Annotated in this window: 9 protein-coding genes; 2 read left to right on the plus strand and 7 right to left on the minus strand. The window is 57.5% G+C overall.

The window, feature by feature from the left end; all coding sequences use genetic code 11:
• The first annotated feature begins 506 nt into the window (after positions 1-506).
• Entirely contained in the window at positions 507-1,604 is a 1,098-nt protein-coding gene (locus Poly24_RS17035) for a carbohydrate porin (RefSeq protein ID WP_231753193.1), read from the plus strand.
• Positions 1,605-1,633: 29 nt separating this feature from the next.
• On the opposite strand, the gene Poly24_RS17040 is transcribed toward Poly24_RS17035, so the two are convergent.
• The 6 genes from Poly24_RS17040 to Poly24_RS17065 form a co-directional block, all read right to left on the minus strand.
• Complete coding sequence (locus Poly24_RS17040; RefSeq protein WP_145098003.1) at positions 1,634-2,701, minus strand: hypothetical protein; 1,068 nt, start codon at positions 2,699-2,701, stop codon at positions 1,634-1,636.
• A 55-nt stretch (positions 2,702-2,756) separates the two neighbouring features.
• Positions 2,757-4,445, minus strand: coding sequence for a BBP7 family outer membrane beta-barrel protein (locus tag Poly24_RS17045; protein ID WP_145098006.1), 1,689 nt, complete (start codon positions 4,443-4,445; stop codon positions 2,757-2,759).
• Positions 4,446-4,655: 210 nt separating this feature from the next.
• Positions 4,656-5,972, minus strand: a complete 1,317-nt coding sequence (locus Poly24_RS17050) for a citrate synthase (RefSeq protein WP_145098009.1) — start codon at positions 5,970-5,972, stop codon at positions 4,656-4,658.
• Positions 5,973-6,212: 240 nt separating this feature from the next.
• Positions 6,213-7,235, minus strand: coding sequence for a PIN/TRAM domain-containing protein (locus tag Poly24_RS17055; protein ID WP_145098012.1), 1,023 nt, complete (start codon positions 7,233-7,235; stop codon positions 6,213-6,215).
• A gap of 412 nt (positions 7,236-7,647) precedes the next feature.
• Positions 7,648-8,790: a dGTP triphosphohydrolase gene (gene dgt / locus Poly24_RS17060; protein WP_145098015.1), complete on the minus strand. Its 1,143-nt coding sequence runs from the start codon at positions 8,788-8,790 to the stop codon at positions 7,648-7,650.
• Positions 8,783-10,738 (minus strand): peptide ABC transporter substrate-binding protein, encoded by a 1,956-nt coding sequence (locus Poly24_RS17065; RefSeq protein WP_145098019.1) that lies wholly within the window; start codon positions 10,736-10,738, stop codon positions 8,783-8,785. The genes dgt and Poly24_RS17065 overlap by 8 nt, the downstream gene beginning before the upstream one ends.
• A gap of 289 nt (positions 10,739-11,027) precedes the next feature.
• On the opposite strand from Poly24_RS17065, the gene Poly24_RS17070 reads away from it, so the two are divergent.
• Positions 11,028-12,467, plus strand: a complete 1,440-nt coding sequence (locus tag Poly24_RS17070; protein ID WP_197451980.1) for a sensor histidine kinase — start codon at positions 11,028-11,030, stop codon at positions 12,465-12,467.
• Between the two features lie 9 nt (positions 12,468-12,476).
• Here the strand turns inward: Poly24_RS17070 and rnhA are convergent, their stop codons facing one another.
• Positions 12,477-12,959, minus strand: a complete 483-nt coding sequence (rnhA, locus tag Poly24_RS17075) for a ribonuclease HI (RefSeq protein ID WP_231753194.1) — start codon at positions 12,957-12,959, stop codon at positions 12,477-12,479.
• Positions 12,960-13,081 lie beyond the last annotated feature (122 nt).

The following is a 13,081-nucleotide window of genomic DNA, read 5'->3' on the forward strand; positions in this document are numbered from 1 at the left end:
CTCAACCCACAAAAGCCGAACTTGGACCGAGTGGGCTGGCCGCAATTCAACCGATTCGCACAGCATTCTTCGAAAAATCGCCAACACGCTCCGATAGAGCTATTCGACGGGAACTAACGTCTAGAGGAAGGGGCAACCCCCTCGATCCGGCTAGCTATGAGAGACAGCCGGAGTTCTCACCATCGATACACTTACAGGCATTTGCAATGACGGACCGAACACGGAAGTTCGCGCCCTTGATGGGCACCGCATGGGCTGGGATCCCCACTCTCCTCGTGTTGCTACTTGGAATCGTTGGGAGCCCACTTCCGACCTTCGCACAGACCAACGCATGCGATTGCCCCCCCCTAATTTCCTGCGACAGCGGGTGCGATGGCTGCGGCGGGTGCGACGGTTGCGCCGTCGACGCCGGTTGCGGTTGCCTTGGGTGCGAAGGGCTTGGTTCGTGTGAGCTTTGCAAATCGCTCCACCGGATCCGCGCATCATTTGCCGATTGCGGGATCACGATGCAAAACAACGTGACCCAGTTCTACATGGGGAACACCAGCGGCGGCCTCGAAACCGGATTCGATTACGCGCGGCACGGCGACTACGTAATGAACTTCGATTTCGGCAAGATGGGCGTTCAAGAAGGCCTGTTCCTGAAGCTACGTGCCGAACATCGCATGGGCGACTCCGTTTCGCAAATCACTGGCGCCCTGTTGCCTGCCACGATCGCCGCAGACCTTCCGGTCTCCGACAGCGAACATGTCTACCTGACCAACGTCTTGGTAACGCAAGCCCTGTCGGAGAACTTCATCATGTTCGCCGGAAAGATGGACACGCTTGATGGTGACATGAACGCATTCGCGCACGGCCGCGGCGTTCGTCAGTTCTCCAACATGGCCTTTGTCAGTTCGTCGATCGCGCTTCGCAGCGTCCCCTATTCGACCCTGGGGGCCGGGTTTGCATTCCTGAACGAAGGCGAACCGCTGTTGACGTTCCTGGTCCTGAACCCGACAGACACCGCCAACACGACGGGCTTCAGCGAGCTGTTCAGCGAAGGGGTGACCCTGTCGACCGAATTGCGTCTGCCAACCAACTTCTTTGGCCTGCCCGGGCATCAACTGTTTGGTGGAACCTGGAGCAGCCGCGACTATGTTTCGATCGGACAAGATCCTCGCATCATTCTTCCCGATGTTACCATCGAACGCCACGCCGGATCGTGGTCGCTGTACTGGAACTGCGATCAGTATCTGGTTTCCGATTCGCGTAACCCGTCGCGAGGCTGGGGCTACTTTGCTCGCGCCGGCATCGCCGACGAATCGACCAATCCGATCGGATACTTCCTATCGGCAGGTTTGGGCGGATCGAGCCCCTTGCGAAGTCGAACCGCCGATTCGTTTGGCGTCGGATACTACTACTCCGGAACCAGCGACAAAGTGGGCCCCTTGTTAGAAACCGTTGCCGGTCCGATTGGTGACGGCCAAGGTGTTGAACTGTTCTACAACGTCGCTGTGACTCGAGCGATCACGATTACGCCCGACTTCCAAGTCCTTTCGCAAGCTCGCAAAGAACTGGATCCGGCGGTTGTCGCCGGCGTGCGGATGAACATCGCGTTCTAAGAGGCCCTCGCAACCCAAGGGGCACCGACCTAGCGGGTGCGTTGCGAATGATGCTTGCGGTTGAAGATCTCAGGATCGAACGGATCGACAACCGTTGGTAAACGTTGCGGCTGGGATTCCCCCGCCGGTTCGACCGGCAGCGGATTCTGCTGCGGCGTTGGCATCGCATCGACAGCGACCAACGATGCGTTGGCTTGCTGCTGGTCGAAAGGACTGATGGCGGCGCTGGTGGGAATGGGCATCGCACTCGGTTCGGCTGCCGGCGGCGCGATGGCGAACTGGCTGCACCAATAGGCGAGGCTTGCGAATGCACTGGCTTGCGATTTCCCAAGCGGTGCCTCATCGGAACCACCATGCCCACGCTGCGAATACTCTAACAATGGACTCTTCATCGGGTCGCTGGTATCGATCCAAGTGACCACGTGCTGCAGATTCCGGTGCGTCATCGACGCCGAAACGCGACTGATGCCAGGCAGACGCAGCAACGAAAACTTTCCTTCGCTTCCGCTGTCGTGGCACGCACCGCAACGATTCATCAAGATCGGTTGAACGACACGCGTGAACTGTTGCGTTGCCAACGGTGAGATATGGACATGATCGGCAACACGCGGCGCCACCGCGGGCTCTTCGGCAGTCACCTGTTGGACGTTATCCGATAACAATCGCAGCTGTTGTTCCAAGCGTTGTGCTTCCCCATTTCCGGGCGACAACTCGTACACCTGCATCAATTCGTTTGCCGATTCACGATACAAGCCGTTGTTTAAACACCAGCGTGCATCGATCAGATGGTTCCGAATGCTGGGACGGTCGCGTTGATCGAGTCGGAATTGGTAGAGCGCCTTCAAGTTCGGCCCCCAACACAACACGCGATCAACAGGCATCCGGATAATCCCGCCGTCGGCTTGTTCGATGACGATCCGGTCGCCTTCTTGCTGAGCCCGACCAAAGAGCACTTGATCGTTATTCAATAGCACCGTCGATTGATCGGTTGGCTGATCGTCGGCTGGCAGGCTTCCAGGCAACGCAACAATCGCAACGACGCTAAGCAGCAAACTTAGGAGGGGCGAAGATTCGATAGGAGGTGCGATCCACTTCATGCGGTGACGGTAGCGATTATAGGACCGCGGGGTCAATAGAATGACGATGAATTCTCTAGTACGCGAATTGCAAACCGAAATCGACGGCGTGAACCCGCAAATCGCTGACCTTCCAAGGCATGGTGGGGGCTGGCAACCCACTGAGTCCGCCGGCCGCCAACTGGCTGAGATTTAAATTTGTGTCGATCTGGTCCCCAGGCCGGACCACACGGCTCCAATAGATAAAGTCGTACCCGACGTGCGCCGACCAGCCGCGTGTCAATTGAAACCCGACGTCCAGCCCCAGCTGTGGAATCATCGTGAATTCATTCCCTTCGTACACGCCACGATTCGATTCCAGCACCAACAATCCGGTGTTGACGGTACTGACGTCGTCTCCGCCCGCCAACGGCACGGTCGTGGTCGTGCTTCCATCCAAAGTCGCCGTTGCGCGGTTGTTGCCGAAGCCTAGTTTCATCATCATCCCGACCGACCAGCGACGATGCCTGGCGTGCAAGTCCGCCCCCAAGACAAAGCTGCTTATCTGGTTGTCGGTATCGAACCGGTCCGATTCTGCTATCGTGGTTCCTACAGCCAGCCCCAACGATGAGTCCAGTGTTCGTTTGAAATCTTGGACCTGTACTGATTCTTCGAGTTCGTGATAGTTGTAGCCAGCGAACAGGCGGATCTGACGGCAATCGCTGCGATCGATCACTTGATAAGCCACCAGCCCACCTCCTTGCATCTGCGTACTAGCGGAAACGGAGATGTTTCCTTCCAGCACGCCGGGAAATGCGACCAATTCCGCATTGGGCCCCATCGCCCCCGATTCGACACTGTAAAACGGACGCGCCAGAATCCCGGCACCGTCGCTGTTGGCGTTAAACGAATCGCTAGTCTTGCCCAAAAAGAAATAGCTCAATTCGATCGTCTTCATCCCGCTAGGATCCAGCACGCGGCTTAACGAAAACCGGCTTCCCGATCGGGTGCCATCGACCACCGTCTGCTGGCCAAACAATACCCGCGTGTTCGGTTCGCCCAGAATTCCCGCGTCCGTGCGGGGCGTCCCCGCTTGGCTGCTGGTTACCAACGCGGGGATATCAAACCCCGACATCGACCAAAGCAGATATTCGGCGCTGAAGGTCCATGTGGCCTGGCAGTAGTTGATTCCCGACGCGCCGCAATTGCCTCCACAATTGGCGCAACCACCGACAATAGCCCCTTCGCCTCCATAGTCTTCATACACCTCGCCATCCATCGATTCGATCAACATCGGATCGAAGCTGGCCCGAGCAACGCGTCCCACTGGATTCCCGGCACCGACAAGGTTCGCTGACGGCGGGACGTCCAATCCCGGTGGGATCTGAAACGGCGCGGGCTCCTGCGGTAGCGATTCTTCTTCGTGCGAGGCCAACGCGATCTGCGACCCTGCCGCCGCGCCGCCCTCCTGCGAAGCGTTGTCGGTCGGTGGCGCAATGTCACCACCCGACAGATCATCCGCGAATGGGTCGTTGGTCGATCGGCGGGGCAATTCCTGCGTCGCAGGCTTCGCCGGCGGCTGCGTATCGCGATTAGGAACCGCGGTCCCCGGCTTGCGGTAGGGACGCCACATGTCCGCCGATTGGTTCGACGAAGGAGGCTGCGCGACCGCAATGCTGCTCATCAGCCAGATAACCACAAACAGGCTCCACCCCACACGCAACGGATAACCGGAGAACGTATCAGGCGAAACCGTCGGGCAACGCGATGTAGAGAATGAAATCATGAGGGCGATCACGAAAACTTTGGAAACATGTTCGTTCAGAACTTGCCGGATGCCCCCCAACGCATCGTTCTCACGATCGGGGAGCCATCACATCAAGCGACGGGAGTTTGGGAAAAATTTCCCACACTCGTCAACGTCGACTTGAGCCAAAGTTTAGAAATGTGTCGATTTCGGCCAACTTATGTTTGCCAGCAATCGCCCCACTCGCGATTATCGGTTTTCGATCGGAACAAAGTCGCGCTGCGTCGGCCCCGTGTAGACCTGGCGAGGACGGCCGATCCGCGTGCCGGGCGAATTGTGCATTTCGACCCAGTGGGCGATCCAACCGGGCAGACGCCCCATCGCAAACAGCACAGTAAACATCTGCACTGGAATCCCGATCGCACGATAGATGACGCCGGAATAGAAATCGACGTTCGGATAAAGCTTCCGCTCGACAAAATAAGGATCTTGCAGCGCGACTTCTTCCAATCGCTGGGCTACGTCAAACAATGGATCCTTGATGTCCATCTTGGCTAGCAGCGTGTCGCATGCTTCTTTGATGATGATCGCACGCGGATCGCGGTTCTTGTAAACGCGGTGACCAAAGCCCATCAGACGGAAGCCGTCTTGTTTGTCTTTTGCCATGCGGACGTACTTTTCAACATCACCCCCATCGTCGGCGATCTGTTGCAGCATGTTCACACACGCTTCGTTTGCACCGCCGTGCAGCGGTCCCCACAAGGCGCAGATGCCAGCAGAGATCGATGCGAACAGGTTGGCGTTGCTGCTGCCGACGATCCGAACGGTCGATGTGCTGCAATTTTGCTCGTGATCGGCGTGAACGATCAACAAAAGATTCAGCGCCTTCACGAAATCGGGATCCGGGTGATAGTCTTCGGCGGGCGTGCCGAACATCATCTCCAGGAAGTTTTCGCAATAGGTCAACGCGTTGTTCGGATAAGGGAACGGTTGGCCGACCGATTTTTTGTAGCTGTAAGCCGCGATGGTTGGCAGCTTAGCCAACAAGCGATGGATCGAAATTTCGACCTCTTTCGCATCGTGCGGGTCCAGCGAATCTTGATAGAAGGTCGACAACGCGCCGACCACGCTCGACAGGATCGCCATCGGATGGGCGTCGCGAGGAAAGCCGTTGTAAAACGAACGCATATCCTCGTGAATCATCGTGTGCTTGCGGATCGACGACCGGAACTCGTTCAATTGATCCGCCGTTGGCAGTTCGCCGTAGATCAGCAGATAGCTGGTCTCTACGAAATCGCAATTCTTGGCCAACGTCTCGATCGGATACCCGCGATAGCGGAGGATTCCATTTTCACCATCGAGATAGGTGATCGAACTGGTCGTGCTGCCGGTGTTCACAAAACCTTCGTCGATCGTGATCAGACCGGTCTCACCCCGCAGTTTGCTGATGTCGACAGCCCGTTCGTGCTCGGTACCTTCGATTACTGGCATGTCGATGTGAGTATCGCCAACGCTCAATCGAGCCGTTCCGGTTATTGTTGCTTCGCCGTTAGTCGCCGTACTCATCAAGGGGTGTCTCCACGCACCAAATTTCGAAACATAACTCCAAACGATTCGCTTCGCATCTTAACCGCACGATAGCATCGCGACAATTCGGTTAAGAAAAAACCAATGGTTCGCACGCAACTTCCCATCGGCTGCGAATCGTCTCCAACGTTTATGACGGGCAGGCAAGACCCCACCAAACAGGCGTCAAGGGAAACCAATCTCACGGGTTCCCCATCGGGCACATCCACCCAATCGCGTTCACACGTCGTGCCGCGTGAAAATCATTCGCCCGGCACTGGTCTGCAGCGTGCTGGTGACCGTGACCATCAGGTCCTTGTTGATCTTGTCACGCCCCCCTTCGACGACAACCATCGTGCCATCTTCCAGGTAACCGATCCCTTGATCTTGTCCTTCGCCCGCTTTGATCACCTTCAATTGAAACTGCTCTCCGGGCAAATACATCGGCTTCAGCGAGTTCGCAATTTCGTTTAGGTTGATCACCGGCACGTTGTGAATCTTGGCGACTTTGTTCAAGTTGAAGTCCCCCGTGACCACCTTGCCTTCAAGGTGTTTGGCCAGCAGCACCAATTTCAAATCGACGGCCTGCCCGGCGAACTCCGGCAGATCGCGATCGAAGATCTGCAAATCCACCGCGTCGTTGGCGCGCAACCGGTTCAGCACATCCAGTCCGCGCCGACCGCGGGCGCGCCGCAATTTGTCGCTGCTGTCGGCGATCCCCTGCAATTCGCTCAAGGCAAACCGAGGCATGATCAATTGGTTGTCGAAGATCCCGGTCCCGACCAAATCTTCGATCCGGCCATCGATCACCACGCTGGTGTCCAAGATCAACGGTTTGAAACCCTTCACCTCGCGAACAAATTCGACGTACGGGATGATAAATCGAAAGTCGTCCTTCGTCTGCAATAACAGACTGATGCAGATATAACACAGCACCATGCCCGTCACTAAGCGAACGGGCGTCTGCATGTGTTCGGCCAACAACGGGGCCAGCGCAATGGTCAGCACATAGGTCAGCAAAACGCCCACCAACAAGCCAAAATAGATCGATGAAATCGCATCGATCCGCTTTGTGGGAACAAAGACATCGATAGCGATCACGGCCAGCGCCAGCCCCATCACGATGCAGAAATTGGCCCAGGGCACCCACGAGGGGGTCGTCACCTGTAACGAAGAATTGGCCGCTTGCACCGCATAGTTAATTAATGCGGAGATCCCGCCGGCCACCAGCAGGAAGACCGCGCGTAAGAGGAGCAGACTCATTAGTTTTTACCTTGCCTATCTATAAGTGTTTCTTATGGTGGGGCGATTCCACCGCGTAAAAGTTCGCCAACTTCCGAAACGATCAATCAGGTAAAGCGACAGATGCATCGCAGGGGTGGGGGAATAGGTAGTTGCCCGCGGCCAAGAATAACTTGGCCTTATACCTAATTCGTTCATAGAACCGTCGGAAGCAATATTGCGTGCTTAATCATAAATCATCCTTCCCCAAACATCCTTGGGGCGAAGCATAAAACAGATGATTTTTGCGTTAGATTCTGATCCGCTACTATACGGGAGAACTGGGCAACTTTGTTCAAATCCCAATGCAGACGGGAAACCCGCGTGATCGAAACGGTCGCCGCCCCCAACGCCGGGCGGACGTTCCCGCAGCGCAAATCGTCTCACCGCCGCGCTACCAATCGGCCAACGGCCCGGGCCCCGAGAACAGATACTCGTGCTGTAGATCGCAGAACCGATCGGTCATCCCCGCGATATATTCACCAACCGCGCGGATCGGTCCGACCGTGGTCGCACGCTGACGGAAGCGCAGCGGCAACCGATTCGGATCGGCCACTAAGCGGGAATGCAATTGCTCCAGTCGCTCGCCGGCCGAACGACGGATTTCCAACAGCCGCGCATGACGGTAGATGTTTTCAAAAAGAAACTTTTCCAACTCCCCGCGCTCGCCACGGAACGCCGGATCCTCTTCCACACGCAATCCTTCGGCACGCACCTCCGCCGCCGTCTTGCCTTGGGCCGCATGAATCCGCGGAATGTTGTGCTCAAGAAAATTACTCACCTGCAGATCGACCAATTCATGCACCAGCGCCGGACGCAACTGTTTCGGAGGCAGGTTGCGATACTTCGCTTCGATCGATCGCAGCGCTCGATCGACCAATGGCACCTTGGAAAGTTCTTCAATCGTCAGCAAGCCCAACTGGACCGCGTCGTCGATGTCGTGGGCGTCATACGCCATCGAATCGGCAGCATCGACCACCTGCACTTCCAAAAGCGGCGCGGTGACATCGGCCGGTTGATGCTTATTGGCTCGCTCGGTTTGACCGGCCAGCACTTCGGCCGACAGGTTCAGCCCGCTGAAGCGATTAAATCGCTGCTCCAAATCTTCGACGATTGTCAGCGCAAACTGATTGTGCGAAAACCCGCCCGCTTGCCGCATGCAATCGTGCAACACATCCTCGCCACAGTGGCCATAAGGCGGGTGCCCGATATCGTGCATCAACGCCAACGCCTCGATCAGATCCTCGTTCAATCGCAACACGCGACCGATCGTTCGCGCGATCGATGCCACCTCAAAGGTGTGCGTTAAACGCGTGCGATGGTAATCCCCCATGTCGCCGGTGAAGACCTGCATCTTGCCGGCCAGCCTGCGGAATGCGGAACAGTGCAGAATCCGATCGCGATCGCGTTGAAACGGCCCCCGATAGGGATGGGTTGGTTCGGCATGCTTGCGGCCCAGCGAATCATTGCTGTGCATCGCATAACTGGCCAACAAACCGTCTTCGCGGTCCGCGGGGTGAGGCACACGGTCATTCATCGATGCGTTCGCGTTTCCGAATCAGGTGCAGCGGATGTTGGTCCATCACGTTCGGTTCAAAACCTGCGTAGTCCGGGCTAAACAAATTGGTCCGCGTATAAAAATAGAGGGGAATGACCGGAAGATCCTCCAAGAAGATCGACTCCGCTTCCCGCAACAACTCCATCCGTTCCTCCCCACTGGCGGCTTGCGATCGCGCGATCAATTCGTCGTACTCCGGTCGACTCCAACCGGTACTGTTGTGCGAATTTCCCGTCGTCCACATATCCAAGAACGTATTCGGATCGGGGTAATCGCCGTTCCAACCGCCACGGGCGATCGTGTAATCGACCGTGAAGACCTTGTCCAAATAGGTCCCCCACTCCATGTTCTCCAGCGAAGCCTTCACGTTCAGATTGTTCTGCCACTGCTGTTGGATCACCTCGGCGATCGCCCGATGCGATTCGCTGGTGTTGTACAAAATCGTGAGCGTGGGCATTCCGCGGCCTCCGGGAAAACCTGCGTCGGCCAACAACTGACGCGCCCGCTCGGGATCATACCCTTCCCCTTCAGGACTCTGGTATTCGGTCAGGTACGGTGGCACGATACTGCCGGCGGGGATTTGCCCGGCCCGCGTGACCTCGGTCACAATCTGCTGCTTGTCGATCGCCAGGTTCAACGCGTGGCGAACGCGAACATCATCCAACGGCTTGCGGTTGGTGTTAAGTCGATAGAAATAGACCGCCAGCGAAACACCGACCTTGGCATCGTCGCGCTGCTGGATCTCTTCGATCACCGACAACGGAACATCCGACGCCCAGTGCAGTTGCCCCTTCAAGTACATGTTCAAGGCGGTTGTCTGCGATTTCACGCTGTAGGCATCGATCCGATCCAGCGCCACCGCGTCGGTATTCCAATAATACGGGTTCTTCCGCAACCGAATCCGATCGCGAATCCGACGAAACTCCAATTCATACGGCCCGTTGCAAACCATGTTCTCCGATTTCGTCCACGCCGGGGCCCCAAACTTTTCAACGCAAGCGCGGTTCACGGCAAACAACGTGTAGAAACCTGTCAGGTACGAAAAGAACGGAGTCGGTTCGTTCAATTGGACGACCAGCGTTTTGTCGTCGGGAGTTGCCACGCCACCGAAGTTCGCAAAATCGATCAACACCTGATGCACCGATTCGAGCGTCCCGTCGGCAAAGCTGCCGCCGCCGGGCTGCTTGGTGAAGTACCGCAGCTCCCCGTCGGCATCCCAATCGATCCCTTGATCGCCCACCGGTTTTACGTCGATCGCATAGACCCAAGATTCCTGCCAATCGGCAAGTAATGACTTGCCAAGGTCGCTCGATTCGTCTTCGATCTCCGGCCGCTCAGGCTTTTCGATCGACTTCAGCACCCCATGCAAAACGGTTCCCCGCGGGAACGGTTGCAACGGATCGGGGCTTCCCGGGCGGTCCCTCAGTTCCGCCTCCACGCGGTCGCCCACTTTGATTTCCCCGGTGTTATATTCCTTGCCGCCGACCACGTAATACAGCTGCGACGAATATTCCGACGCCGTTTCGGGGTGCAGCACCCGCTGCCACGACCAAGCGAAATCCTCCGACGTGACGGGAGTCCCATCGGACCACAACATCCCTTCACGAATACGAAATGTGTACGTGCGGCCGTCCTCAGAGATCTCCGGCAGATCGGCCATCCCCGGCACAACGGTCACCGCTTGCAGGCCGTTCTCGTCGACCGGCCCCTCAGGAACCGATCGCAGCAGACCTTCAAAAAGGGCCTGCAAGATCTTGTGCTCGGGTTCTCCGGTGGCTCGGGCCGGATCGAGTGTCTTGACATCATCGCCATTTTGAAAGGCGAAATCGGCGGGTTCCAGTGTCGTAAACGAAAGCGCCCAAATCACCGCGCAGCCGCAGACACCAATCAAGAACCATGGGAACGCTCGACGTATTTCCGGCGGCACGCGGCCATCCTCCAACTCGATTGGTCAGGAAAGGTAAATCGGAACGTCAGTTTCTCAGAAACGCCGGACCAAGGGAACCCGCGTTCGCAAACTGGGGGGCCCCCCAAGGCGACCGCAAACGCTACGGAGATCCGCACACGCGGGCCATCCAACCGGCACATTCGTTTTTCTTCAACAGGCCCATCGAATGGTTCGTCTTCTCCAAGCTTTCAATCGCACCCAGCCGCTAAGATTTGCCGAACCAGAATAGCGGACACGTTCACCATAAAATCGAACAGGGATGAATTCGATGCCGCAGTTGTCAATGTTTCAGGCCGGCCTTACGGGCCATCTCGCCAAGCCGAACGACGAACAACGCGTCGCTTTGGATTTTGCCGGACATCTGTTGACCGACACCGCTCACGACTTGCGATCGCCGCTGGCCGCGGCTCGTGAGCTGACGCAATTGGTCGCCGATGGGATCGAAGGCCCGATTTCCGCCGAACAAAAGCAACATCTCCAAGCGGTCGTGGCACGATGCAACGACATGCAGCGTCTGATCGACGACATGCTGCATTTCGAATGCGTCCGAACCGGAAGCCCGCGGATCGCCAGAGACTGGATCGCGGCGTGCGAGCTTCCAGCCCAAGTCCAACCGTTGATCGAATCAACCCGCCGAGGCCGTGGCATCGGTTTGAAATGGATAGGTTTCGAGCGTCATCTGCCGGCGATGTTTGCCGACGCCGACAAGGTCAAACGTTTGCTGGTGAACTTGATCGACAATGCGCTCCGTGCCACTCCCGAATCGGGCCAAGTGACCGTGCGGACCGAACTGGCCCGCAGTGGCGATCGGATGCGTTTGTCGGTCGAAGACACCGGCGCAGGGATCGCCCCGCAACAATGGTCCCAACTTTCCCAACGCGGCGTCAGCCAATTGGATGGTCACGGGCTTGGGCTGTCGATCTGTCGACAGATCGCTGCCTTACATTTCACACAGCTAGATGTTGTCAGTGCCCATGGGCAAGGCGCACGGTTCAGCCTGGAATTGCCCACCGGCGGCGCCTCCGCGGTGGTCGACAGCTTCTCCCGCTGGCGCGAAAGCATCCAGACGACAAACGCTGCAACATCCCCCATTCCGCAGCCCGCGGGACAACGCATCCGTCCGACCCGTCGCAGCACACCGAATGTCTCCCCAGTGCAGACGCTGCCCATCGAAACACCGCCGCCACGCTACCCACACAGCGTGGCGATGGTTGGCGTGAGCGCGGTCCAAGCGATGCCGACCGAACCGACTCGCAACCTCGACCGCTTCCTGCAAAGCCATTGCGAGATGCATGAGCTGTTTTACCAACGCAATGCGTCCCAATGGATCCTTCTGTTAGACAGCAACATTGGCGAAGCGGAACAACGGATCGTGGCGATGGATCAAGCGCGATCGCGAACCGGCGACACGCTGCGGGGAACATGCCCGCTGCAATGGTCCAACCCGCTGTCCATCGCTGTCGGCACGCCAACCGATCGCAAGCAGTTGCAGCAGGCGTTTGTGCAAGGCAAGTTAGGCCCCCACCGCCCCTTGCCGCCCCCGAAGTCGATCGCGGAAACAAAGCCCGTCGCGTCGTCGACAGAACCGCTGCTGTCGGCCATCGCACAGCAGCGACTCGACAGCGAAGTCCGCTGGCTGACCCAACGATTCCGGCATCGCCAAAACCGACTGCTGCGGCAGGCCGAAGCGATCCGCCCCGTTCACTAAACCGCGAGCTCACAAAAATTGTTGATACGCCGCGACCGCCAATTGGTCGCAACGTTCGTTCTCTTCATGACCGCTGTGGCCTTTGACATGCTCGAAGGTCACCGCATGGACCTGCAACTGGCGATCGAGTTCTTTCCAAAGATCGGCGTTCTTCAGTTCCGCGAACTTCGATCCCACCTTGCGACGCCAACCGTTCCGCTTCCAACCGGGCATCCATTTACTGAGCCCTTGCCCAACGTAGCTGCTGTCCGAATAAAGCGTCACTTTGCAGGGACGCTTCAGCGCCTGCAAACCGCGAATCACGGCCAACATCTCCATCTGATTGTTGGTCGTTTCCACCAGGCCGCCCGAACACTCCTTCTCCGTGCCGCTCTGCAGGTCGCGTAAAACATACGCCCATCCGCCGGGTCCCGGATTACCGCTGCACGCCCCGTCGGTAAACAGATGGATCATTCGCGTCGGCTGGCTTGGCGTCGAGGTCGCTGCGTCCAAAAGATCTTCCTGCTTGGAGTATGTAGATTGCGATTTCAGACAGCACCGGTGTCCCTGTTCGACTGAGCGGACGGCCGGGGGAACTCGTTCGTTCGAATTGTGGCTGCTATCGCGTCGGAATG

Origin of the sequence: Rosistilla carotiformis (assembly GCF_007753095.1) — a bacterium.
Classification (GTDB): Bacteria; Planctomycetota; Planctomycetia; order Pirellulales; family Pirellulaceae; genus Rosistilla; species Rosistilla carotiformis.

What these genes read in the sequence shown, in the direction of transcription:
- Poly24_RS17055 (WP_145098012.1), bottom strand. Translation starts at nt 7,235, where the DNA reads ATGAGTCTGCTCCTCTTACGCGCGGTCTTCCTGCTGGTGGCCGGCGGG.
- Poly24_RS17050 (WP_145098009.1), bottom strand. Translation starts at nt 5,972, where the DNA reads ATGAGTACGGCGACTAACGGCGAAGCAACAATAACCGGAACGGCTCGA.
- dgt (WP_145098015.1), bottom strand. Translation starts at nt 8,790, where the DNA reads ATGAATGACCGTGTGCCTCACCCCGCGGACCGCGAAGACGGTTTGTTG.
- Poly24_RS17070 (WP_197451980.1), top strand. Translation starts at nt 11,028, where the DNA reads ATGCCGCAGTTGTCAATGTTTCAGGCCGGCCTTACGGGCCATCTCGCC.
- Poly24_RS17040 (WP_145098003.1), bottom strand. Translation starts at nt 2,701, where the DNA reads ATGAAGTGGATCGCACCTCCTATCGAATCTTCGCCCCTCCTAAGTTTG.
- Poly24_RS17035 (WP_231753193.1), top strand. Translation starts at nt 507, where the DNA reads ATGCAAAACAACGTGACCCAGTTCTACATGGGGAACACCAGCGGCGGC.
- Poly24_RS17045 (WP_145098006.1), bottom strand. Translation starts at nt 4,445, where the DNA reads ATGATTTCATTCTCTACATCGCGTTGCCCGACGGTTTCGCCTGATACG.